The sequence below is a fragment of the Synechococcus sp. ATX 2A4 genome (genome assembly GCF_024346375.1).
In the GTDB taxonomy this organism is placed as follows: Bacteria; Cyanobacteriota; Cyanobacteriia; order PCC-6307; family Cyanobiaceae; genus MW101C3.
The window spans coordinates 1-21,850 of sequence record NZ_JAGQCV010000005.1 but is presented as its reverse complement, the minus strand read 5'-3'; the positions used below and the strand labels follow the sequence as shown (position 1 = coordinate 21,850).

Genomic DNA, 21,850 nt, shown 5'->3' with positions numbered 1-21,850 from the left:
CGGGCCCGGAGGGCTTGACACAGCGGCCGTTCATTGGATCGCCGACGGATCCGGACGACGGATGGGATCGACTGTACGGGGATGGCCGTCGCTTGGGCTTTGGGTCAGAGGAAAGGCCCTGGCCCCAGCCATCAGCCCCTGAGCCCAGCGGCCACCGCCGGCGGGTTGCCCCTGCCAGGCTGGCGCGGACGGCATGGTTCATGGATCTTCACCCCTGGCTCGAGCAGGTTGTGCCCGCCCTGCGCTCCCCCGCCGGGGCCCTGGCCTTTGTGCCGCTCTATGCGATCTGGGTGAGCCTGCTGCTGCCGGGCGTGTGGGCCTCAATGCTGGCCGGCGCTTTGTACGGCACGTTCTGGGGCAGCGTGCTCGTGTTCGCCGGGGCCTGCCTGGGGGCGCTGGCGGCCTTTCTGCTGGGCCGGCACCAGCTGCGCCATTGGGCCCGGCGGCGCCTGGCCACGCGGCCGAAGCTGCAGGCGATCGAGCGGGCCGTGAGCCGGGAGGGCCTGAAGCTGGTGCTGCTCACGCGCCTGTCGCCAGCGTTTCCCTTCAGCCTGCTGAACCTGGCCTACGGGCTCAGCGATGTGAGCCTGCGCAACTACGCGATCGGCCTGCTGGCAATCCTGCCCGGCACGGTGCTGTTCTGCGGGCTGGGGGAGCTGGCCGGCGACGCCTCCCGCTTCGGCGAGATGCTCGCCGGCGGCTCTGGCCCGGCCGGCCAGGCCCTGAGCCTGCTCGGTATCGCCGCCACCGTGGCCGCCATGGTGGTGGCGGGCCGGGCCACGCGGCGGGCCCTGCAGCGCCACGGGTCGTCCTGAGAGGGCTCAGGCCAGCAGAGAGGTGTTGCTGAGCGAAGTGAAGGAGAAACCGAGCACAAGATCGTCAAAATCGAGATCACCGCCACCCTTGAGATCCTCCAGGCCGAAGGTGTTGGTGCCGAGCGTGCGGAAGTGGCTGAGGCCATCGCTGTTGGCCGCGCCGAAGGCGAAGAAGGTGTCGCCGTTCACGCGGGCGAAGGGGGCGAGGAAGCTGGATTCCGAAAGGCTGATCGGCCTGGTGCTGGTCTGGTTGTCCGCCACCTGCAGGTTGGAGAGTTCACCCACCAGGTTGTCGGCCCGCAGCGCCGTCGCTTCATAGCCGAGATCCCCGGGGCGCAGCACGCTGCGGCCATCAACATCCAGCACCGCTCCTTGAGCATCGAGGCTGCGGTAGAAGCCGATGATCGAATCAAAGTCAGCTTCGCGGGCCAGCATCAGCGAACCGAACACCGTTTCAGAGGGGGAGAAACTGGAGAAATCCAGCACCGGTGCCGCTCCCTGTTCCTGGCCGATCAGGTCATCAAGCCCTTGATCGGTGGTCGGCACCGTGAGCGAGAAGGTCACGCCGCTAGTGGACGCCACCGACGCCTCTGTCTCCGTCACGCCGGCGGGCGTCAGGAAACGGAAGCGGGGATCATTCAGGCTGGTGAGCTGATCCAAGGTGCCATCCACAACCTCGAAGAAGCGCACGCTCTGGCCGTTGAGCAACAGGATTTCCCGCTCAAATGTGGTCCCCGTGGGAAGGGTCACATCGGTGGATTCGAGGTTTGAGAAGAGCGTCTGCGCCCTCGATTGCACCGTGTTGAGATCAGCCAGCAGGGTGTCTGCCGTGGCCACCTCGGCGCTGTTGAGCACCACATAACCGATCTGGTTCGACGTGGTGGCCCGGTTGCCGAGGCTGGCCCGCAACGCCAGGCCCGCTGGGGCGGTGGTCTGGGCCGGATCGCCCAAGGTGAGCGTTTTGCCCGCGCCGCTCAGAACGGGATTGAGATCAACAACCGCAGCCACGGAAGGATCCACGATCACCCCGTTCACCGCGCCATCTTTATCGCCAATGCCCCCATCTTTCAACGTGAGGTTGAGGAAATCGGCCGTGCCATCGCCGTCAAGGTCGTAGAAGCGGGCGCCAGTGCCCTGTACTGGGTCGTAGGTGAGGGGCGCCAGATTGCCGGACTCCTCAATCGAGAAGAAGCCAAAACGCCTGGAGGGGATGCGGCCTTCCCCATCGGTGAACAGCGGGGAATCCAGCACCGCCGCAAGCGCCACGCTGACGTTGGCCTGGCCAAACCCGGGATTCAAGTTGATGGAGAAATCAAGGGCCCGCTCGCTCAGCTCAAACCCCTCGCCACCAATGGCTTGCTGGAATCCAGCAGATGCCGGCGACACCTCCTGATCGGTGGCCACCACCCGCACCGGCGCCTGGAAGGTGCCGCCATCGACATTGACGGCAAAAAAGTTGACCGCACCGTTGGGTTGCGTGATCGCAATGAAGGTCGTATTCGCATCCCCAACCGGAGCACTGAGAAGCGTCAGTTCCGGCACGAACGGGGTCACGGCCTTGCCGTCATAGAGGCCGAGGGTGATGCTCAGCCCCGCCAGATCCGCCGCCGTCAATCCCGCCGGCGCGGAGGCACTGAGGGTGTTGTTGAAACCCACCAGCCAGTCAGGGCCGTCAATCACCACAACCCGCAGCGCGTCGTTGTCGGGATCCGTGCCGAGCGTGCCGAAGCTCTGCAGGCCCTGGACGCCGGGGAACAGGTTCAGCACCGGGGTGACGCCCGTGGCAAGGAGCTGGGGAGCGGCATTGGCCGCCACGCCCGCTGCCGCCAGGGCTTGCTTGATCTCCTCCCAACTCCCCTGGGCCAGCACACCATCGATCAGGGCAACGTCGCGGTTCACCTCGAAATCGTTGATCTGGAGCAGATCGGCGCCCGCGTTGGCCTCGGAGCTGTCGATCAGGAACAGATCGGCCTCCCCATCCACCAAGGCGGAGCCGGGCGCGAGGCCGCGGCTGCCGGTGATCAGGCTGCCGCCCACCACGAGGTCCTTGGCCTGGCGCAGGAAGAAACGATCGGCGCCAATCCCGCCCACCAGCCAGTTGCCGCCAAGGCTCTCGGTGTTGAACAGGTCGTCGTCGCCGGCCCCGCCATCGGCGCTGGAGCCCACACCCACAAAGAGGCGGTCGGAGCCGTCAGAGCCGCGCACCTGCACGTCGGCCAACTGGATGCCGTCGCGGGGAGCGGTGGCGAACGCGGCCGGGTCCAGCAGCGTCTGGGTGCCATTCGCCTCCACCACCAGCCCGGTGACCAGGTCCAGCTCCTGCCAATCCGGTTGCCAGTCGATCAATGAGCGCGCCTCGCTACTCAGCGTGAGGGTGAAATCGCTGGCGGCCACCACGGTTTCGCTGGCCCACTGGGGCGCCACCGCCAGCGGGTCGAGGCGATCGAGGAACTGGAAGGTGCCGGTGGCCTCCGTTGGCGTCACGGTGAGCTCAAGGAAGCCGCGCCGGTTCACATCGGCATAGCCGAGGCCCTGTGTGTAACCAAGGAACAGGCCATCGAGGCCGCCCACGTCTGGGTAGCGGGCGCGGATGTAGGCGTCGGCGCCGGGCAGGTATTTCTCGAAGCCGGGGGAGGTCACCCCAGGAGCAGCAAATTCCACCCCAGCCAGCGTTCCGGCCGGCTGCGAACCGGCGCTCATGGTGTCGAGCACGCCAGCCCAGGCGTTGTGGGTGTCGCCGGCCAGGCTGATCAGCCGTTTGCCCATGCCCAGCGCCATCTGCAGGATGGTTTCCCGTTCCACCCCGTAGCCGTCCCAGGCGTCGAGGTTGTAGGGGATCTTGGCCTGCTCGGCGAACAGGGCCTGCTCCGCTGGGGTCAGATCGGAGAAGGCGGTACCGGTAGCGAGTTTCTGCAGCGGTGCGCCATAGGTGTCGAGCAGGGCGGGATTGCCGGGATCGAGCAGCAACGCGGCGGGGATCGCCATCGATTGCATCAGCACCTGTTGGCCCAGCACCTGCCAGCTGGCGGTGGAGGCGGCCATCTGCTGCTGCAGCCAGGCCAGCTGGGTGTCGCCGATCATGTCGCGGCTGGGGTCGCCCCAGGCCAGCTGCACCGTGGCCAGCACCAACTCCTGGGTCACCAGCGGCGCCAGGGCGGCAGCGAAGGCCGGAATGGCGGCGGGGTCAGCTGGGGGCGCCAGCCCGAGCTGGCCGGCGTACGCCACCACCAGGGCGGGATCGGCCAGGATCGCGCCGATGCGGGTCTGCACCGCCGCCGCATCCGGATACTCCAACGGCTCATCGCGGGCGGTGAGGCGGGTTTCCAGCAGGTGCAGGGAGAGCACCTCACCGAAATCAAAGGAGCGGTAGCCCTGGGTGAGCGGGGAGAGGGCGGTGGCACCGTCCTCGGGCCGGCGCAGACCGGGCTCCCGGATCGGCAGCCATTCGTGGTAGGCCTTGAGCGCGGCATCGCGGCGCACCAGCCAGTCGCCTTCCGTGTCGCTCTGGTGGTTCTGGGCGCCACCGGCCCAGCTGTCATTGGCGGTCTCGTGGTCGTCCCAGATGGCGATCAGCGGCGCGGAGGCGCGCAGCGCCTGGAGATTGGCATCGGTGTGGTACTGGGCATAGCGCTGGCGATAGTCATCCAGGCTCACGATTTCGCGGTTGGGCAGGAAACCACGTTCGTCGGCGGCATCTTCCGCCTCCTCAAAGCCACCGGGGCCGTATTCGTAGATGTAATCGCCCAGGTGCAGGAAGGCGTCATAGGGGTTGGCGGCGTGCAGGGCAGCCGCCCGGCCATACACAAGAAACTCCTCGGCCGCCGTGAAGTTGGCGCAGGAGAACACCGCCAGCCGCACCGGATCGTTGCCCACCGGCAGGGTCTTGGTCTGCCCCACCTGCGATTCCGCCGCTCCGACGCTGAAGCGGTAGTGGTAGTTGGTGTCGGCCGTGAGGCCATCGGCCTCCACCTTCACGGTCCAGTCGCGGTCGCCACTGGTGCTGAACACACCGCTGTCCGCGATCGAACCCGACTCGAACCCCGCGCTGGTTGACACCTCCCAACGCACATCCACCAGCCCTGCAAACTCCTGCGGCGGCGTGATCCGGGTCCAGAGGATCACCGAATCCTGGTAAGGGTCACCGGAGGCAACGCCGTGGGAAAAGCTGATGGCGGGAACTGACATCGCGTGGATGGCTCTGGTATGGGCGGTGGTTGGACGCAGATCCAGCCGGTGGATCTGTTGGGCGCATGGCCGTGGCTGATCGCCCATGGCGATCAGGGCTTGCCCGATCCGATCTGCAGTGCCGGAGCTGATGCCGGTCTCCCAGGGGCGGAGACCGGTATCAGCCCGCACGCACTCAGACCAGGGCGAAGTTGGCCTGGTTGTTGAGCGTGGTGGCACTCAGATTCACGAAGTGGCCCACTTCGGTGTCATTCACCTTCAGCAGGGTGTCGCCACCCACCTGGGTGAAGCTGAGGGCGCCGAAGGCCACACCACGAAGGCCCACGAGGTCTTCACCGGGGGTGAAGTCCATCACGAACTGCTTGGCGCCCGGCAGGTCACCCACCGCACTCACCAGCCAGAACTGATCGGCACCGGCGCCGCCGTTGAGGAAGTTGGTGCCAGCACCTTCAAGGATGGTGAACACGTCGTTGCCATCGCCGCCAAGCACCCGGTTGCCGGCGCTGCCGATGATGAAGTCGTCATCACCGCTGCCGCCACTCAGGCGGTTGTTGTCACCACCGGTGGCCCAGATCTGGTCATTGCCGCTGCCGCCGGTGATCACGTCACGGCTGCCGGCGAACACCACATCGGCGCCAGAACCGGTGAACACCGTGTTGCCCGAACCACCGGTGATCTCGATGTCCACCGTGTCGTTGCCGGCGCCGGTGAACACCGTGTCGAGGCGGCCATCGAAACCAGGAATGGTGGACGTGCCCGGCAGGGTGGTGTCGTCAGCGGCGGTGCCAAGGCGCACCGGATCAATCACCGCATCGCTGCGCACCGCCAGGTTCTGCAGGCGGGTGTCGAGGGGCTGAGCCGTGTCCGCCGCCCTGAACGGGTTGGCGGGGGAGTGATTGGCCACCAGGAACTCGGCCAGGGCGTCCTGCTCCGAACCGTTGGGGGCGAAGGTGGCGGCGCCGGTGGCGGGGGCGTCCTCCTCCGTGATGTCGACCCGGTTGGGATTGCTGAGGCTGGCGAAGGGGTAGCCGTCACCGCCACCAGCCAGGAAGTCCAACGTCACCATGCGGATGGTGCGGCTGGGGTCGCCCACCACCTCGCCGCCGCGCACCACGATGTCGAGGTCGTTGCCGTTGGCGTCCTCAATGGCCAGGGTCACCACCCGTGAGCCGGCGGGGCGGGAGAAGTCGTAGCTGATGGCCACGCCGCCCACCTGGGGGAAGCGGCCACCGCCCGCACCAGCCGCGAGACCGTGCTCGATCAGCGCCTTCAGTTCCGAAGGGGTGACGCTCACCAGCGACAGGCCGTTGTTGAAGCTGAGGGCGTTGGCGATGTCGTTGCGGGAGATGCCACCCGCCGGCTTCACCACGTTGCCCTGGGCATCGAACACCGCAGCGGTGGGCAGCAGTTCAGGCACACCATCCACCGAGCCGGTGGGGATCACCGACTGGCCGATCGAGTTGCGGATGCCGCCGCCGTTCTTGAGCGACACCAGCACGGTGGGATCGATCTGGCGGGCGTAGGCCAGGTTGGCGTCGGCGGTGAGGTTGCCAAGGTTGGTTTCCTCGCTACGTACACCGGGGTTGCGGTTGCCGTTGAGGAACACCTCGCTGATGCCGAAGGTTTCCGATTCCTGGGCAATGATCACCTCGCGCAGGTTGTCGACCACCTCCTGAACGCGGGCATCGATGAAGGCCTCGGCGTTGAGGGCCGCCACACCCGCCGCATCGGTGCGGAAGGCGCCGCTGATGGTGGGGTCGTAGCTCTCGGGGATGATCACGCCGGCGGCATCGAAATCGAGCACCAGACGGCCCAGATACTTGTAGGTGCCGTCGGTGCTCACCACCGCCACGGGCCTGCCATCGGCGTCGGTCCTCACGATCGGATAGATGCCCTGGTTGGTGTCACCGGGGCGGGCCTGATCGTTGCTGTCGAACAGGCGGGTGTTGGAACCACCGGCCACGATGATGTCCACGTGCCGCAGGCGCTCGGCCAGGGCCAGCTCGATGTTGAGCTGCTGCATGTGGGCCAGCAGGATCACCTTGTTCAGGCCCGGATTGGCGGCGATCAACGCATCCACATCCGCCTGGATCTCGGCGGCGAGGGCGTCGAGCTCGGCAGCGGTGGGCGGGCCGCTGAAGGTGGCCGGAGTGATGCCGACGCTGCCAGGGCTGGAGATGCTGCGCAGCCAGGGGGTGGTGGCTCCCACCACCCCCACCTGCTCGCCATTCACATCGAACACCACGCTGCTGGTGATGCTGCCGGGCAGCGGCGCCTGGCCGGCGGGCACCACCAGGCCGGCGAGGTTGACGTCAGTGGAGAAATCAAGGTTGCCGCTCAGATACGGGAAGGCGGTGCCAGGGAAGCCCGCGGCGCTGTCGCCGGCGATCAGGTCCCTGATCACCGCGGTGCCCTGATCAAACTCGTGGTTGCCGAAGGCGATCGCCTGCACGCCAAGGGCGTTCTGGATCAGCACATCGCCGCGGCCCACGGCGCCGTAGGCCTGGGCGGAAGCGCCATACACCAGGCCGGGAATCCAGGCGTCGCCGCTGGAGAGGGTGAGGGTGTTGGTGAAACCGGGGATGCCGTCGAGATCGATGTCCTGGGCGCGCAGGGCGTTGAGCACGCCGGAGAGGCGCGGCGCATCATCGAGGGCGGAGATGCCGGCTTCCTGGTCGGCCAGGTGGAACAACTGCAGACGGAAGGCGCTGCCGGTGGGCAGCGGCGCGGCGGTGGTGAAGCTCACCACATCGTTGCCTTCGCTGCTGGCGACAACGCCAGCCGGCTCGCCGGCCTCACTGCGCAGGAAGGTGATCCCCTCGATGCGACTAGCGCCAGGGAACACCACCGGGTCCACTGCCGCCACGTTGTACGGATCGGTGATGTCGAACACCGCCGCCACGCTCTCGGTGGTGCGCTCCAGGGCCACGAAGGCATAGGTGCGGCCGGCCACGGTGGCGATCTCCACCATTTCGGGCTCGGTGCCCTTGTCGTCGTCGCGGTTGCCGGCCATCAGGCCGAGGCTGTTGGCCAGCTCTTCGAGCTGATTGCCGGAGTCGAACACCACATTGCCCTGGTCATCAAAGATGCGCAGCGAACGGGAACCGATCGTGAAGGGCTTGTCGATCAGACCATCGCCGTCAATGTCGCCGTAGTCGTTGAGCAGGTTGAGGCGGGTGCGGCTGATGCCGGTGGCGGCTTCGAAAGCGGCATTCAGGGCGGCCACACCGGGATGGTCGCGGAAGGAGGTGCCATTCACCAGCGCGTCGCTGTTAGCGCGGGTGAGGTCGGAGAAGACATCTCCCTCCTCAATCAGTGTCCCGTTTACGGTGACATCCTCGCCAGGGTAGCTACGGGAATCACCTTCCCCGGCAGCCAGCAGGAATCGCCGTCCCTGGGGGTCGGTGAAGGTCGCGATGCCATCCGGCATGGTGAGGCCAAAGACCGGCAGACCGGAGATGGGGAAGTAGCGGTTGCCGCCGGCTTGGCTGCCGTCCACATCGCGGTCGGAACTGTCGAGGCCGATGCCATCGAAGTTCACCACCGTGATGGTGTTGCCGCTGGCACCTTCGGTGCCGAAGTCGTTGTCGTAGTTGATCACCAGCGCGCCGTCGTCGCGCAACGCCAGGCCCTCGGCCTTGTCGAAGGCCAGGCTGCCGCCGATGGAGGGCAAGTTGAAGAGCTCCGTCTTGTAGGCCAGGCGGATGCCGGCGTTGGCCAGCACGTCGGCGCTGGAGAGGCTGAAAATGTCAGGCGTGGTCGGATCGCTGTCGTGGTCGATCAGAACGCGGCGGTTGTCGAGGTTTTCCGGCTGGGCCACGCCGATGGCAGCAAGCCAGCCATCGGTGGCCTGATTGGCGGCTGTGGTGAGAGCGAGCGTGTTGGTGGCCCCGCGCAGATCCACCTCATAGACGTGCTTGGCAGCGGTGAGGCTGTCGCGACCACTGTCGCGCTCCAGCACATAGAACACCCCTCGGGCTGGATCGAACACAGCGTCACCGAGCTTGTCCTGGCCGGGGCGGCCACTGAGCAGATAGAAGTGCTCCTTCACCGCCACACCGGTGGCCGGATCAATGGCCAGGATGCGCGTGAGCTCGGAGCGGCTACGGCTGCGGGCGCCAGCCTCCGTGACCACATCCAGGGGGCTCTGCATGAAGGCGTAGAGCAGACCGTCGGCGCTGTTGAACGCCATGGCCTCGATGCCACGGTTGGCCCAGCGGTTGGCATAGACAGCGGGCAGGCTGTCGATCGTTTCAGCGCCGATCTGGCCGGGGTGCTGGGCTTCCAGCAAGGCCTTCTGGCCGGCAGGGATGTAACGCTGAATCAAATTGCCCGTAGTGAAATCAAACAGAGCGATCTGTCCACGGTATTCATCGCCGACCGCAAACACTTTGCGTGATTGACCAGCAATGGTCACATCAAAGATGGAGACCGTTTCCGAATCGATTCCGAAAGGGTCAAAAGCAAGATCTTGGTTGTTGGCGTCGATGGGGGTGTCATCGACACCGGAAAGCTGGGGACGTCCAGTGAGCGGCGTGCCATTGGCACGGTTGAGCCCGATGCGATCCAACTCCACGATCGAACCGGTGCTGCGATCCTTGCCAAGCTTGTAGATCGTGGGCTGAAAATCGGGATCGAGGAACTGGCGCTTGCCATCGATCAGGTCACCGTTGGGGCCCCGATCGGTCACCGTGAAGTAGATGTCCAGCTCCTGGCCAGCAACGGTTTCACGGCCCGCGAAGAACAACCCAGACAAACCGCCGGCCAGGACACCCTCAGGGCGATTGGCCTCCCCATTGGCGTACTCAAGCTCCACCGAGAAGTTGGTTGCGCTGGGGGTGCCCCGGCTCCAGTCCTTGATGCCGGCAGAGAAGATGGTGCTCACCACCGGCGCGGCGCCACTCAGGTCAAGCACGGCGATGGCATTGTTTTCCTGGAGGGAGATCCAGGCGGTGTTGCCGTCGTCGCTGATGGCAACAGCCTCCGGCTCGATGTCCTGAGCCACCGTGGTGGTTACCCCCAGGCGGGTACCAATGCGGATGCCGCGGTTGATCAACTCGGCGCGGCGACCCTCCCAGGCCGCGAAGCCCACGGTTTGCACATCCGCCTGGCTGGGTGCGACGGGCGTGGCGGCGAGATAGCTGCTGGTATCGATGACCGAAATAGACCCCTCGGGATCGATCGTGTAGAGGGAATTCGGTTCGCCCTCGTTGGTCACCAGCAGCTTGGTGCCGTCGGCACTGAACTTGACCGCATCAGGCAGGGCGCCGACCGTCACGGTGCTGACGTGAACAGGAATGGCTGGATTCGTCAGGTCATAGAACTGAACGAAACCAGTGCCGACAGAATCTTCAACGGCAATCGCCAGGAGATTGCCGGAAACGGCTGCGCTTTGAAGGGTTTGGAGCTGCGTATCGGGGCGCGCGACTGAAACCACCTGCGCGCTGGCCGGATTGCGCAGATCGCTGACGACAATCGCCCCAGATCCGCCGCCTACGGTATAGAGGAATCCAGACTGAGGGTTGTAAGCGGATATCTCTGCGTTGGCATCCAGTGAGCCAATGTCCAAGATGCCCCCATTTGCCGCAATTGCAGGATTAATCGCGGAAAAAATCAGAGACATTGCCCAAAAAGTGCGTTGACTTCACCCCTCATTGATCCACATAACCCACCGCCCCATCTCAAGAGCCGATTAACGCCTGGCTAAGTCAGTGCCGTTCTGTAGCGAAATGTGCTCTCTGGCACAGGTCACCGTGATAGCCCTCACGTTTGCAGATCCCTGGGTCGCAGTGATGCCTGGAGGCTCATTTTGCGTTCGAAGTACTGATCTCCATTCGCACAGATTTCACAGCAGGCGCTATCGGCGCCGTGCTATCGGATGGGCGCCAGCAACTCCAGCAGGGCCGCCTCATCCAGCAGCGGCACCCCCAGGCCCTCTGCCTTGGCCAGCTTGCTGCCGGCCTCGGCGCCGGCCACCACGTAGCTGGTTTTCTTGCTCACGGAGCTGCTCACCTTGCCGCCGGCCGCCTCGATCAGCGTCTGCGCCTCGCTGCGGCTCAGGGTCGGCAGGGTGCCGGTGAGCACCAGGGTCTTGCCGGCCAGGGGTTTGTCAGGCCCTTCAGCCACCTCACCGGCACCGGCCAGCTCCGCCGCCGCCTGCCGCTCGGCCTCGCTGGCCTGCAGCGTCAGGCCCAGCTCCGCCAGGGCCGCCAGCATCGTGAGGTTGGCGGGGGTGCCGAACCACTGCGCCAGCGATTGGGCGATCTCCTCGCCGATGCCGAACACCGCCGTGATCGCCTCGGGCTGCTCGGTGGCGGCCGCCTGCAGTTCCGCCGCACCGAGGAAAACGCGGGCCAGAGCCTTGGCGTTGACCGCCCCCACGTGATGGATGCCCAGCCCGTAGAGCACCCGGTGCCAGGGGCGCTGGCGGGAGTCCTGCAGGGCCGCCACCAGCTTGCCGGCGGAGGTTTCGCCCATGCGCTCGAGGCTGGCCAGCAGGTCCGCATCCAGCCGGTAGAGATCGGCGATCGAGCGCACCAGGCCCCGGTGCACCAACTGCTCGATCAACTTGCTGCCCAGCCCGTCCACCTCCAGGGCCCCCTTGCTCACCCAGTGGCGCAGCGAGCCGCGCAGGATCGCCGGGCAGCTGGAATTGACGCAGCGGGTGGCCGCTTCCCCCTCCTCCCGCACCAGCTCCGAGCCGCACTCCGGGCAGGTGTGGGGCAGGCCCAGCCGCTCGGCCCCCGCCGGCCGCAGCTCGCTCAGCACCCGCACCACCTCGGGGATGATCTCGCCGGCCTTGCGCACCACGATCGTGTCGCCGGCATGCAGATCCAGCTCCGCCACCCGGTCGGCGTTGTGGAGCGTGGCGCGACTGACGCTCGTGCCCGCCAGCGGCACCGGCTCGAATTCGGCCACCGGCGTGACCGCGCCGGTGCGGCCCACCTGCACCGTGAGCCGCCGCAACCGCGTGGGCGCCTCCTCAGCGGCGTACTTGAGCGCGATCGCCCAGCGCGGCGCCTTCTGGGTGAAGCCGGCCCGCTCCTGCAGGGCCAGGTCGTCGAGCTTCACCACCACCCCATCGGTGGCGTAGGCAAGGGCCTTGCGCCCCTCCTCCCACTGGGCGAAGAACCCCTCCACCGCCGCCAGCGAGGGCAGCAGCTCGGCGTTGGGGTTCACCTTGAAGCCAGCGGCCTGCAGCCACTGCAGGCTCTCCCACTGCGTGGTGGGCCGTGGAGGATCCGATGGGTCGTTGCCGATCTCAGGCGTCCAGTCGTCCGGCAGATGCAGCGTGTAGGCGAAGAAATCCAGCCGCCGCGCCGCCACCACCTTCGGATCGAGCTGGCGCAGGGTGCCGGCGCAGGCGTTGCGCGGATTGGCGAAGGCCGGTTCGTCGCGGGCGAGTCGTTCGGCATTGATCGCCGCGAAGGTGGCATCGGGGATGAAGGCTTCCCCGCGCACCTCCACCCACTCGGGCGGGTCGGCCAGTTGCAGCCGCAGCGGCACGCTCTGGATCGTGCGCACATTGGCGGTGATCTCCTCGCCGCTGCTGCCATCGCCGCGGGTGGCGGCCCGCACCAGCACACCCCGCTCGTAGCTGAGCGCCAGGGCATTGCCGTCGATCTTCAGCTCACAGACGAGGGCCAGATCCCCATCTCCTGCGCCATCCCGCTGTCGGGCCCCAGCGTCAGGCGCTGCCACCCCCTTCTCGAGCACGCGCAGCAGGCGTTGGTGCCAGGCGGCGAACTCGGCCGCATCGAAGGCGTTGTCGAGGCTGAGCAGCCCGATGCGGTGCTCCACCGCGTGAAAGCCAGCGGCGGGGGTGCCGCCCACCCGCTGGGTGGGGCTGTCGGGGCGCACCAGCTCGGGGTGGGCCGCCTCCAGCTCCAGCAGCTCGCGGTAGAGGCGGTCGTAGACCGTGTCCTCCAGCTCCGGAGCATCGAGCACGTAGTAGGCGTGAGCGGCCCGCTGCAGCAGCCGGCACAATTCCTCCGCCCGGGCCTCAGGCGATGCGTCGGGCATGGGCGGCGGCGCAGGCAAGGAGCGGTGTCAGGCGGCGGCGAGTTTGTTGATGCGGTCCACCCGCCAGGCTTCCTCCACCTTCACGAAGGTGAAATCGAGCGGCAGTTCGTCTTTCGCCTCCGACTTCAGCTTCACCGTGAGGATGATCTGGCCGTCCTGGATGCGGGGCCGGCCGGATTTGAGGTTGCGGTATTTGTTGAGCTGCAGGCCCGCCAGGAAACGGATGAACTGCTGCCGGGTCACGTGGGAGCGGTAGTTCTTGGTGGTGAGCAGATAGGCGCCATCGATCTGGCCCGAGGCCACCTGGGTGAAGAACTGCTTGAGCAGGGGGTTGATGCCGCGGGCGCTGATCACCAGCTTCACGGCCGTGTAGGTCCAGTAGAGAAGCAGGGCGCCGGCGCCGGCCAACAGAACCTTGGTGCCGATCGTCTGTGCCAGACCCCAATCCATTGCCAAAGCGCGCATCTCGAGCGTGGAGTCTGACCGACGGCCCCGCCAGACTGCCGGCTTGGTGCCAACGCCCTGAAGCGGCATGCCCCTTGAGTCCCTGCTGCCGCTGTTCCACCGCCTCGACCGGGAACACTTCGACGGCACCCTGGCGCCCCAGGGCCGCAGCCTGGTGGCGGTGCGCTGGAGCGATGGCCGCATGAACCGCACGGCCGGGCTCTACCGCAGCGGCCGGCAGCGCGATGGCACCCCGCTCTGCGAAATCGTGCTGTCGCGGCCGGTGCTCGAACCCCTGCCCCGCGAGGCCACGCTCGGCACGCTCTGCCACGAGATGATCCACGCCTGGATCGACCGGGTGCTGGGCGTGCGCGAGGTGCATGGGCCCCACTTCCGCGCCCGCATGGCCCGCATCAACGCCGCCCAGTCGGCCTTCGAGGTGAGCCTGCGCCACTGCTATCCGGTGCCGGTCTCCGCGGTGCGCTGGATCGCCCGCTGCCCCAGCTGCGGCGTCACGGCCCCCTATCGGCGCCGGGTGCGGGGCGTGGCCTGCCGCCTCTGCTGCGACCGGCTGCACGGGGGTCAGTGGCACGCCAGCTGCCAGCTCGTGTTCGAACCCGGTGGCGCCTAGGGTTCGCCGATGGATCACGCCCTTGGCATGGAACTGTTCCTGGGGGTGCTGCAGTGCGGTGGCCTGGCGATCGCCGTGGTGGGTCTGGGCCGCGAACGCTGGCTGCGCCGCCGCTGGGCCCTGCGCCTCAGCCGTTAGGGTCGAGGCAGAACGGTTCTCAGGGCAGAGCCGGGCCCATCAGGACGGACACAGGACAGAGCCATGAACGGTTCCGGCGACCCTTCCCGCCGCGGCAGACGCCGCCAGGGATCGCCCGCGACGGGCGGAACCTTCGATCAGTGGATGGTGGCGGGGCGGCAGCTGGTGAACGGCGTGTCCGGGGCTCGCCCGGGCTCGCGTGCCCAGGCGCGTGGAGCCGGGGGCCGCGCCGGTGCACGCCCGGGCCTCGATGATCTGGGCCGCTGGGTGGGCGAGCGCTTCGACTGGTTTCTCGAAGGCGACGACGACTGGCCCGAACCCTGGCAGGAGCGCCCGTCGCCGCAGGAGCGCGACGGGCAGGCCCCACCGCCCCGCCGCGGCAGCGGCCTCCCCGCCGATGAGCCTTTCCGCGGCAGGAGCCGCGAACCCGACAGCCGCAGCGCCGACAGCCGCAGCCCCATCAGCCGCAGTCCCCGCAGCGACAGTCCCGGCAACGGCAGCCCTGGCGGCGTCAGCACCGGCGGCGGTGGGCGCCGCCCCCTGGAGGCGATCTCCCGCCGCAGCGCCCCGCTGCTGCCGCCCGCCTCCGACAGCAACGATTGGCCCGAAGACGACAACTTCCGCCTGCCCCGCTGGCAGCGCCCCAGCGAGGCACCTGCCGCACCACCGGCCGCTACGGATCCTGCGCCGACACGCACCCCCCAGCGCCCCCTGCCCCGTTCCAGCCGCCGGCGCGATTGAGTGGGCTTGCGGCGGAGCACAACCGCTCGTCCCGGCGAAGCGCCACCCCATGCCACCTACATTCAATGGTGATCAACCGCTTCCAAGGATCTGCGTCCATGAGCAACCTGATCGTGGTGGGATTTCCGAAAACCGAGGACGCCGACGCTGTGCGGCGCGAGCTGGTGAGCATTCAGCAGGAGCACCTGATCTCGTTGGAAGATGCGGTGGTGGTTGAGCACGACGCCGCCGGTGAGGTGCATCTGCGTCAGGCGATCAACCTCACCGCCGCTGGCGCGCTGGGCGGTGGCTTCTGGGGCTCGCTGGTGGGGCTGCTGTTCCTCAATCCGCTGCTGGGCGCCGCCCTGGGCGCCGGGGTCGGGGCCGCCTCGGGCGCGCTCAGCGATCTGGGCATCAGCGACAGCTTCCTGCGGGAGGTGGGCGAAACCCTGCCGAAGGGCAGCGCCGCCCTCTGCCTGCTGGTGCGGGAAGCCACCCCCGACCGGGTGGTGGAGCGCCTGCGCGGCTTCGCCCCCCACGCCAAGCTGCTGCGCACCAGCCTCAGCCACACCGACGAAGACCGGCTGCGCGAGCTGCTCGACAAGACCCGCCAACAGGCTGAAGCGCTGCGGCTCGGCTGATCACCGGCCGGCCTTCAGCCGGCCGATTTGTGGTGGCGGCGGGCCAGTTCCTCGGGATGGTTGCGGGGGCGCGCGCTGGAATTGGCGTGACCCTCACCGGTGCTGCTGCCGCCAGCTCCGGCGCCACCGCCGCTGTGATGGGGGCGGGGCACCTGGAAGTCCCAGCCGTTCACCCGCAGCTGCTGGTTGACGGGCTCCACCAGTTCACCGGGGAGGTCTTCGGCCATCTGCTCGGCGGAGGTGCTGATCGCCGCTGAGCCTTGCTTCATCGCCCAGAGCAATTCAGCCCACTGTTCCACCAAGGTGCGCTGGGCCAGGGGCACCTGGCCGCGCGCTTCCAGGGCGGCGCGGCAGCCGTTTTCGTGCCAGAGGGTGTCCCCATTGCGGTGGCTGGAGCAGGCCACCTGGGCCACGCCGTTGGCCAGGGCTTCGGCGCTGGGGCGTCCGTCGTGATTGCGCAGACCGGCCTCGATCAGCAGGCGGCCGCAGTAGATGGCGGAGATGCCGTAGAGGCGGCCCAGATCGGTAAGGCTGAGCCAGGACGTGGACGGGGCCATCGGGCGAACCGAAGTCGAACGTCAACATGCTGCCCGGGTTGGGGCCTCTGGCAACTTGTCAATGCGTCCGCGGGGCGGCCGCCGGCAATATTGATGAATCTTTACAGTGGCTGCTCGGGCCCAGCCAACGCTCCAGCGCTGGGGAGAAGACCTCCCGGATCACCGTGAGCTGACGCCCGCCGCGGAAGAAGCGGTAGTGGCGGCTCCAGAACGGACCGCTGCAGCCAAAACCCTGTTCCAGCCAAGGTTCCGTCACCCTGGCCAACCCATCCACCTCGCGGAACAGCTCCGCGCGATCTGCCGTCAGGCTTTGCCAGATCGGCAGCTGGCGGTCGCGCAGATTTTCCTCGGCCTGGGTCTGGTTCCACCAGCTTTCGGCCCAGGCCAGCGCCTCTCCGTGACAGCGAAGCCACACCTGACGCCGCAGCAACGGCGAGGCCAGACCGGCCACTTCCGCAGGCATCCGCTCGCCATTCCCCGCATCGGGCGCCATGGCGATCAGTTCCACTTCCACCGGGGCACCGGTGAGCAGCTGCAGATGACGGGTGGGGCTGCCATCGCCCAGCAGCAGCAGCTGCCAGGCACCGCTCAGGCCCGCTGCGGTGCGGCCGGCCTCCACAGCCGTCCGCGGCGCCGACCAGAGGGCGTGCGGCGAGGGGAACGGCGTGCCGTCGGCGCCGGCTGGCGGCTCCTGGCGGGGAAGGACGGAGCGCTCCCCATGGGAGGGGGCGGAGGACGGGCAGAGCGTGCCGCTCATCGGGCTGAGCACCGGTGATTCAAGCTACGCAAGCCAGAGAGGGCAACGGGAGGGGAGAAACCGCCGCAGCAGGAACCCCACTCAGGGGCCATAGGTGCTGATGCTTACCTGACGCTGCTGGCCCTGGCGTTCAATCACCACCGAATCGCTGCTGGCGGATTGCAGCCGCCAGCCACTGGCGCCGATCGGCTCTCCCACCGACACGTTTGTGGTGGTGTCGCCCACCTGGAAGATCGCCGAGCCGGAACGGCCCTGCACCTGCACCACGCCCATCAGCTGGGGGGCCGGGCCGGAGCTTGCGCTTGACGCCGGCGAGGCGACAGCGGGTTTGGGGCTGGCTGAGCCCCCCACGGTGTCACCCACCGCCCAGCCGTTGCCGCCGGCAGCGGCAGCGGGGGCCGCCCGGGTGATGGTGCCGTTGACGGGCACCCGCAGGGGCCGCGCGGTGGAAGCCTGGCCGGCGGTGCCACCAGAGAGGGGCGCCAGTTCCTGCACCCAGGGCTCCTCCAGGGGCGGTGGCGGCAGGCTGGGATCAGGGGTGGCGACCGCCCCGGCCCCTTGTCCAGCGGGCAACGCGACAGGTTCAGCGGCGGCTGGCACCAAATCGCGCAGACGCTCCAGCAGCTTGAGGTTGCGTTCCTGATCAAGCGCCCGGTTGGCCACCTGCCAGTTGCGCCACAGCAGCAGCGAGGAGGTGAGCCCCACCAGGGCAAGGGCAGCGATGACCAACAGCCAGGGGTGCTGCCAGAAGGATGTGGGGGTGGCCGTGCGGGTGGCACGGGATGGTGGCGGCGGGGCCGGTGCCCGCGGCGGAGCCTCGCTCACCACCACATCGATCGGCGTGTGGTCGAGCAGCGCCACGCTGGTGCGGTTGGCTCCATTGGCGAACACCCGGTCCATCACCTGCTCAGCCTTCAGATCCCAGAAGGCTCTGGAGGTGGGGACGGAAGGAGGGCTCGCCATGAAAGCTCAGGCTCAGGCGTCAGTGACGGGGGATATTAGGGCACTGGTGCCCGTTGCGCTGCCTCCCGCCGCCGGTTCAGCTCCAGCCACAGCAGCAGGGCGTTGGCATCGGCAGGGCTGACGCCCGGCATGCGGGAGGCCTGGCCGAGATTCAGCGGCCGCACCACCGCCAGCCGTTCGCGCGCCTCCTTGGAGAGGGTGGCGATGGCGGCGTAATCGATGCCGTCCGGAATCGGCCGGTGATCCTGCTTGCGCACCCGCTCGATCTCCTGCTGCTGGCGGGCCAGATAGCCGCTGTATTTCACGTCGATCTCGGCGCTGTCGCGCACATCGGCCGGCAGCTGCGGATCACAGAGGCCGTGGCGCACCAGATCGGTGGCATGCACCCCGGAGCGGCGCAACAGATCGGCCAGGGTGATCGAGCCGCGGATCGGCGCTCCCGTTTCCACTTCGATCGCGGCGGCGGCTGGGTCGGACGCCTTCAGCCGCACGGTGTCGAGGCGGCGCTGCTCCGCCTCGATCGCCGCCTGCTTGGCCTGGAAGATCTGCCAGCGGCGGCCATCCACCAGGCCGAGCTCATGGCCCAGCGGCGTGAGGCGCCGATCGGCGTTGTCGCCCCGCAGCACCAGCCGGTATTCGCTGCGGCTGGTGAGCACCCGGTAGGGCTCCTTGAGGTCCTTCGTCACCAGATCGTCGATCAAGGTGCCGATGTAGCTGCCCTCGCGCGGGAAGTGCACGGGGCTCTGGCCGCGCAGCAGCCGCGCCGCATTCAGCCCCGCCACCAGCCCCTGGGCTGCCGCCTCCTCATAGCCGGTGGTGCCGTTGAGCTGGCCGGCGCTGAACAGCCCCTCCACCCGCTTGGTCATCAGCGAGGGCAGCAGCTGGGTGGCGGGCAGGATGTCGTAATCGACGGCATAGGCGGGGCGCAGCATGACGCACTGCTCCAGCCCCGGCAGCGTGCGCAGCAGCTCGAGCTGCAGCCGTTCGGGCAGGCCGGTGGAGAAGCCCTGGATGTAGAGCTCGGGCGTGTCGCGCCCCTCCGGTTCCAGGAAGATCTGGTGCGAGTCCTTGCCTTCGAAGCGCACGATCTTGTCTTCGATCGAGGGGCAGTAGCGGGGCCCCTTGCTGTCGATGAAGCCGCCGTAGATCGGGGTGAGGTGGAGGTTGTCGCGGATCAGCTGGTGGGTGGCCGCAGTGGTGCGGGTGATGTGGCACGCCATCTGCTCGCCGCTCACCCAGGCGGCCGGGTCGAAGGAGAAGAAGCGATCGGCGGCGTCGCTGGGTTGTTCCTCCAGCTGATCGAGGCGCACGCTGCGGCGATCGACCCGGGCCGGGGTGCCGGTCTTGAGGCGATCGGTGCGGAAGCCCAGCGCCTGCAGCGCCTCGGTGAGCCCCTCGGCGCGGGCTTCACCGGCGCGGCCGGCGGGCATGGAGCGGTTGCCCACCCAGATCGTGCCGCCCAGAAAGGTGCCGGTGGTGAGCACCACGGCGCCGGCGGCATACACGCTGCCGAAATAGGTGCGCACACCGATCACCCGGTCGTCGGCCACCTCCAGGCCGGTGACCATCGCCTCTCGCAGGTGCAGGTGCGGCGTGTGCTGCAGCAGCTGCAGCATCTGACGGGCGTAGGCGCGCTTGTCGGTCTGGGCGCGCAGGGCCCACACCGCCGGCCCCCGGCTGGCGTTGAGCACCCGCTTCTGCAGGGCGGTGGCATCGGCCAGCCGCCCGATCACGCCGCCGAGGGCATCCACTTCATGCACCAGCTGGCTCTTGGCCGGCCCGCCCACCGCCGGGTTGCAGGGCTGCCAGGCGATGCGGTCGATGTTGAGGCTGAACAGGGCGGTGTCGATGCCGAGCCGCGCCGCCGCCAGCGCCGCCTCGCAGCCCGCATGGCCGCCGCCGACGACGATCAGTTCAAAGCTTTCGCTCGGTGCCGCGCTCAGTGCCATCCGCCCAGGCTATGGGCCTGGCAACGGCGCTGCCTAGCCTCAGACCATCGCCGCGCGTTGCCCTGTGAGTCTCGCCATCGCCCTGCTCACGGTCTCCGACCGGCGCAGCGCCGATCCCAGCGCCGATGATCCCTCCGGCGATGCGCTGCGCGAGCGCCTGGAACGGGATGGCCACGAGCTGGTGGAGCGCCTGTGCGTGCCCGACGACCGCTACGCGATCCGGGCGGTGCTGAGCCGCTGGATCGCCACGCCGGCGGTGCAGGTGGTGATCAGCTGCGGGGGCACCGGGCTCACTGGCCGCGACGGCTCGCCGGAAGCGGTCGCGCCCCTGCTCGACAAGACGATCGAGGGCTTCGGCGAGCTGTTCCGCCTGCTGTCCTTCGAGACGATCGGCACCAGCACCCTGCAGGGCCGCTGCCTGGCGGGGGTGGCCAACGGCACGGTGATCTTCGTGCTGCCCGGCTCGCTTGACGCGGTGAGCACCGCCTGGGACCGGCTGATCAGCGCCCAGCTGAACCCCGCCACCCGCCCCTGCAACCTGGTGCAGCTGCTGCCGCGGCTGCGCGAAGACCCCCACACCCCGGCCTGGAGCCCGCCCCCAGCCACTGGCACGGGTACCGACACCGGCACGAGCGGTACGCCCTGAACGGCGGCCGGAGCCGCTGAACGCTTGGATGAGCCCGTTACGGGCGGGCCCCATGAACAGCAGGCTGGTGGGACGGGTGGAAGCGCTCTGGCGTTACCCGGTGAAATCGATGCTGGGCGAGTGCCTGCCCCAGCTGGAGATAGGCGAAGGGGGAGTCTGCGGCGACCGCGCCTATGCCCTCTGGGACCATGCCACCGGCCGGGTGGCCAGCGCCAAGAATCCGCGCCTGTGGCGCTCCCTGCTCCAGTACCAGGCCAAGTTCGTGGTGCCGCCCCTGCCCGGCCAGGCGCTGCCCGTCGCCGCGATCAGCGCCGCCGGCAGCTCAGGCGGCGGCAGCGCCGCAGCTGGTGCGGCAGCAGGGCCGGAGGCGGCGCCCCTGCTCACCAGTGATCCACAGGCGGGCGCCCAGCTGTCGGCGTGGCTGGGGCGGCAGGTGAGCCTGCTGGATCAGCCCCAGGAGGGCGCCAGCCTGGATCAGTACTGGCCACCGGTGCAGGAGCGGGAATTTCAGGACGTGGTGAATGAGCTGGTGCTGCCCGCCGGCACCTTCTTCGATTCCTGCCCGATCCATGCGATCAGCACCGCCACGCTCGACCGCCTGCGCCAGCTGGAACCCGACCTCGATTTCGCCGTGGAGCGCTTCCGCCCCAACCTGCTGATGGCGCCGCTGGAAGGCGACGAGGGGTTCGTGGAGGAGGCCTGGCTGGGCCACCGCCTGCGGATCGGTCAGCGGACTGTGCTGCAGGTGGACACCGCCTGCCCCCGCTGCGTGATCACCACCCTGGCCCAGTGCGGCCTGCCGGAAGACATCGAGATCCTGCGGGCCACGGCTCGCCACAACAAGGTGATCGCCGGCATTCGCCTGTCGGTTCTCACCCCCGGGCCGGTGGCGGTGGGCGATCCGATCACCCTGCTGGAAGAAAGGCCGGGCTAGGGAAGCTCTGGGCAACAAGCCCGCAAGCCAAGTTTCAGGCCCTCAAGTGGTTGGGATGGACCACTGCAGTGCAGATCAGGTTTGAATGGGCCTGATTTCACCTCTCTTAGGTGAATTATGCTTTCCATGGAAGACGGTCTTGTCCCCAATCGGCACACCACTCTCCTGATCATGTCCTGCATAGCAGTTCATGACGCACCATAAATAGGTTCGTAAGGGCTGCCAGCACGTTTACCTTGCAGCGGTTCTTGAGCATGCCCCGCAGCCGGGTCTTCTGAAATCCGAACTGCTGCTTGATCACGCGGAACGGGTGCTCACCCTTGGCACGGATATGAGCTTTGGCTGTTTCGATCAGATCATCCATTCGTCCATCCGCTGTATTGGGCAGGGCGCGCCGCTTGCCTGGTCGCATGGCAACCCGGAAGGTGGTGGGCTTGCCCTCCATTTC

The 21,850-nt window shown here is 67.9% G+C and carries 16 protein-coding genes; 7 read left to right on the top strand and 9 right to left on the bottom strand.

From position 1 onward, the window contains the following. Positions 1–200: 200 nt before the first annotated feature. A complete protein-coding gene (locus KBY97_RS05835) occupies positions 201–815 on the top strand; it encodes a TVP38/TMEM64 family protein (protein WP_255145757.1) in 615 nt (204 codons plus the stop codon). A gap of 6 nt (positions 816–821) precedes the next feature. Here the strand turns inward: KBY97_RS05835 and KBY97_RS05830 are convergent, their stop codons facing one another. The 4 genes from KBY97_RS05830 to KBY97_RS05810 all read right to left on the bottom strand — a co-directional run bounded on the left by KBY97_RS05830 (position 822) and on the right by KBY97_RS05810 (position 13,472). After that, positions 822–5,000, bottom strand: coding sequence for an alkaline phosphatase D family protein (locus tag KBY97_RS05830; protein ID WP_255145755.1), 4,179 nt, complete (start codon positions 4,998–5,000; stop codon positions 822–824). A 175-nt stretch (positions 5,001–5,175) separates the two neighbouring features. Next, the gene (locus KBY97_RS05825; protein WP_261356340.1) at positions 5,176–10,623 is read right to left on the bottom strand and encodes a choice-of-anchor I domain-containing protein; all 5,448 of its coding nucleotides are present in this window, start codon (positions 10,621–10,623) and stop codon (positions 5,176–5,178) included. A 248-nt stretch (positions 10,624–10,871) separates the two neighbouring features. Next, the gene (gene ligA, locus KBY97_RS05815; protein WP_255145752.1) at positions 10,872–13,022 is read right to left on the bottom strand and encodes an NAD-dependent DNA ligase LigA; all 2,151 of its coding nucleotides are present in this window, start codon (positions 13,020–13,022) and stop codon (positions 10,872–10,874) included. A 27-nt stretch (positions 13,023–13,049) separates the two neighbouring features. Then, positions 13,050–13,472: a hypothetical protein gene (locus tag KBY97_RS05810; RefSeq protein WP_255145943.1), complete on the bottom strand. Its 423-nt coding sequence runs from the start codon at positions 13,470–13,472 to the stop codon at positions 13,050–13,052. 82 nt (positions 13,473–13,554) lie between these two features. Between KBY97_RS05810 and KBY97_RS05805 the strand changes: the two genes are divergently transcribed. From KBY97_RS05805 to KBY97_RS05790, 4 genes are all read left to right on the top strand, one after another. After that, complete coding sequence (locus KBY97_RS05805) at positions 13,555–14,097, top strand: SprT family zinc-dependent metalloprotease (protein WP_255145751.1); 543 nt, start codon at positions 13,555–13,557, stop codon at positions 14,095–14,097. 9 nt (positions 14,098–14,106) lie between these two features. Then, positions 14,107–14,235, top strand: a complete 129-nt coding sequence (locus tag KBY97_RS05800; protein WP_255145750.1) for a hypothetical protein — start codon at positions 14,107–14,109, stop codon at positions 14,233–14,235. Between the two features lie 63 nt (positions 14,236–14,298). After that, on the top strand, positions 14,299–14,976 hold the full coding sequence (locus tag KBY97_RS05795; RefSeq protein WP_255145749.1) for a hypothetical protein: 678 nt from the start codon (positions 14,299–14,301) through the stop codon (positions 14,974–14,976). A gap of 98 nt (positions 14,977–15,074) precedes the next feature. Next, complete coding sequence (locus tag KBY97_RS05790) at positions 15,075–15,596, top strand: DUF1269 domain-containing protein (RefSeq protein ID WP_255145748.1); 522 nt, start codon at positions 15,075–15,077, stop codon at positions 15,594–15,596. Between the two features lie 14 nt (positions 15,597–15,610). Here the strand turns inward: KBY97_RS05790 and KBY97_RS05785 are convergent, their stop codons facing one another. The 4 genes from KBY97_RS05785 to mnmG form a co-directional block, all read right to left on the bottom strand. Further along, the gene (locus KBY97_RS05785; RefSeq protein WP_255145747.1) at positions 15,611–16,153 is read right to left on the bottom strand and encodes a hypothetical protein; all 543 of its coding nucleotides are present in this window, start codon (positions 16,151–16,153) and stop codon (positions 15,611–15,613) included. 58 nt (positions 16,154–16,211) lie between these two features. Beyond that, positions 16,212–16,910, bottom strand: a complete 699-nt coding sequence (locus KBY97_RS05780) for a chorismate lyase (protein ID WP_255145746.1) — start codon at positions 16,908–16,910, stop codon at positions 16,212–16,214. 81 nt (positions 16,911–16,991) lie between these two features. Continuing rightward, entirely contained in the window at positions 16,992–17,873 is an 882-nt protein-coding gene (locus tag KBY97_RS05775; protein WP_255145745.1) for a hypothetical protein, read from the bottom strand. Positions 17,874–17,908: 35 nt separating this feature from the next. Further along, entirely contained in the window at positions 17,909–19,822 is a 1,914-nt protein-coding gene (mnmG, locus tag KBY97_RS05770) for a tRNA uridine-5-carboxymethylaminomethyl(34) synthesis enzyme MnmG (RefSeq protein WP_255145744.1), read from the bottom strand. Positions 19,823–19,886: 64 nt separating this feature from the next. On the opposite strand from mnmG, the gene moaB reads away from it, so the two are divergent. Both moaB and KBY97_RS05760 read left to right on the top strand, forming a co-directional pair. Beyond that, a complete protein-coding gene (gene moaB / locus KBY97_RS05765) occupies positions 19,887–20,468 on the top strand; it encodes a molybdenum cofactor biosynthesis protein B (protein ID WP_255145743.1) in 582 nt (193 codons plus the stop codon). Between the two features lie 52 nt (positions 20,469–20,520). After that, the gene (locus KBY97_RS05760) at positions 20,521–21,402 is read left to right on the top strand and encodes an MOSC domain-containing protein (RefSeq protein WP_255145742.1); all 882 of its coding nucleotides are present in this window, start codon (positions 20,521–20,523) and stop codon (positions 21,400–21,402) included. A 169-nt stretch (positions 21,403–21,571) separates the two neighbouring features. Here KBY97_RS05760 and KBY97_RS05755 read toward each other — a convergent pair. Continuing rightward, positions 21,572–21,850 (bottom strand): transposase (locus KBY97_RS05755; protein ID WP_399217360.1); only part of this gene is annotated, 279 nt, incomplete at its 5' end.

Excerpts from the sequence above, each read along its gene's own strand:
- KBY97_RS05825 (WP_261356340.1), bottom strand. The coding sequence starts at position 10,623 with ATGTCTCTGATTTTTTCCGCGATTAATCCTGCAATTGCGGCAAATGGG.
- KBY97_RS05800 (WP_255145750.1), top strand. The coding sequence starts at position 14,107 with ATGGATCACGCCCTTGGCATGGAACTGTTCCTGGGGGTGCTGCAGTGC.
- KBY97_RS05760 (WP_255145742.1), top strand. The coding sequence starts at position 20,521 with ATGAACAGCAGGCTGGTGGGACGGGTGGAAGCGCTCTGGCGTTACCCG.
- KBY97_RS05780 (WP_255145746.1), bottom strand. The coding sequence starts at position 16,910 with ATGAGCGGCACGCTCTGCCCGTCCTCCGCCCCCTCCCATGGGGAGCGC.
- ligA (WP_255145752.1), bottom strand. The coding sequence starts at position 13,022 with ATGCCCGACGCATCGCCTGAGGCCCGGGCGGAGGAATTGTGCCGGCTG.
- KBY97_RS05835 (WP_255145757.1), top strand. The coding sequence starts at position 201 with ATGGATCTTCACCCCTGGCTCGAGCAGGTTGTGCCCGCCCTGCGCTCC.
- KBY97_RS05790 (WP_255145748.1), top strand. The coding sequence starts at position 15,075 with ATGAGCAACCTGATCGTGGTGGGATTTCCGAAAACCGAGGACGCCGAC.
- KBY97_RS05775 (WP_255145745.1), bottom strand. The coding sequence starts at position 17,873 with ATGGCGAGCCCTCCTTCCGTCCCCACCTCCAGAGCCTTCTGGGATCTG.
- KBY97_RS05795 (WP_255145749.1), top strand. The coding sequence starts at position 14,299 with ATGAACGGTTCCGGCGACCCTTCCCGCCGCGGCAGACGCCGCCAGGGA.
- KBY97_RS05785 (WP_255145747.1), bottom strand. The coding sequence starts at position 16,153 with ATGGCCCCGTCCACGTCCTGGCTCAGCCTTACCGATCTGGGCCGCCTC.
- KBY97_RS05810 (WP_255145943.1), bottom strand. The coding sequence starts at position 13,472 with ATGGATTGGGGTCTGGCACAGACGATCGGCACCAAGGTTCTGTTGGCC.
- KBY97_RS05805 (WP_255145751.1), top strand. The coding sequence starts at position 13,555 with ATGCCCCTTGAGTCCCTGCTGCCGCTGTTCCACCGCCTCGACCGGGAA.
- mnmG (WP_255145744.1), bottom strand. The coding sequence starts at position 19,822 with ATGGCACTGAGCGCGGCACCGAGCGAAAGCTTTGAACTGATCGTCGTC.
- KBY97_RS05830 (WP_255145755.1), bottom strand. The coding sequence starts at position 5,000 with ATGTCAGTTCCCGCCATCAGCTTTTCCCACGGCGTTGCCTCCGGTGAC.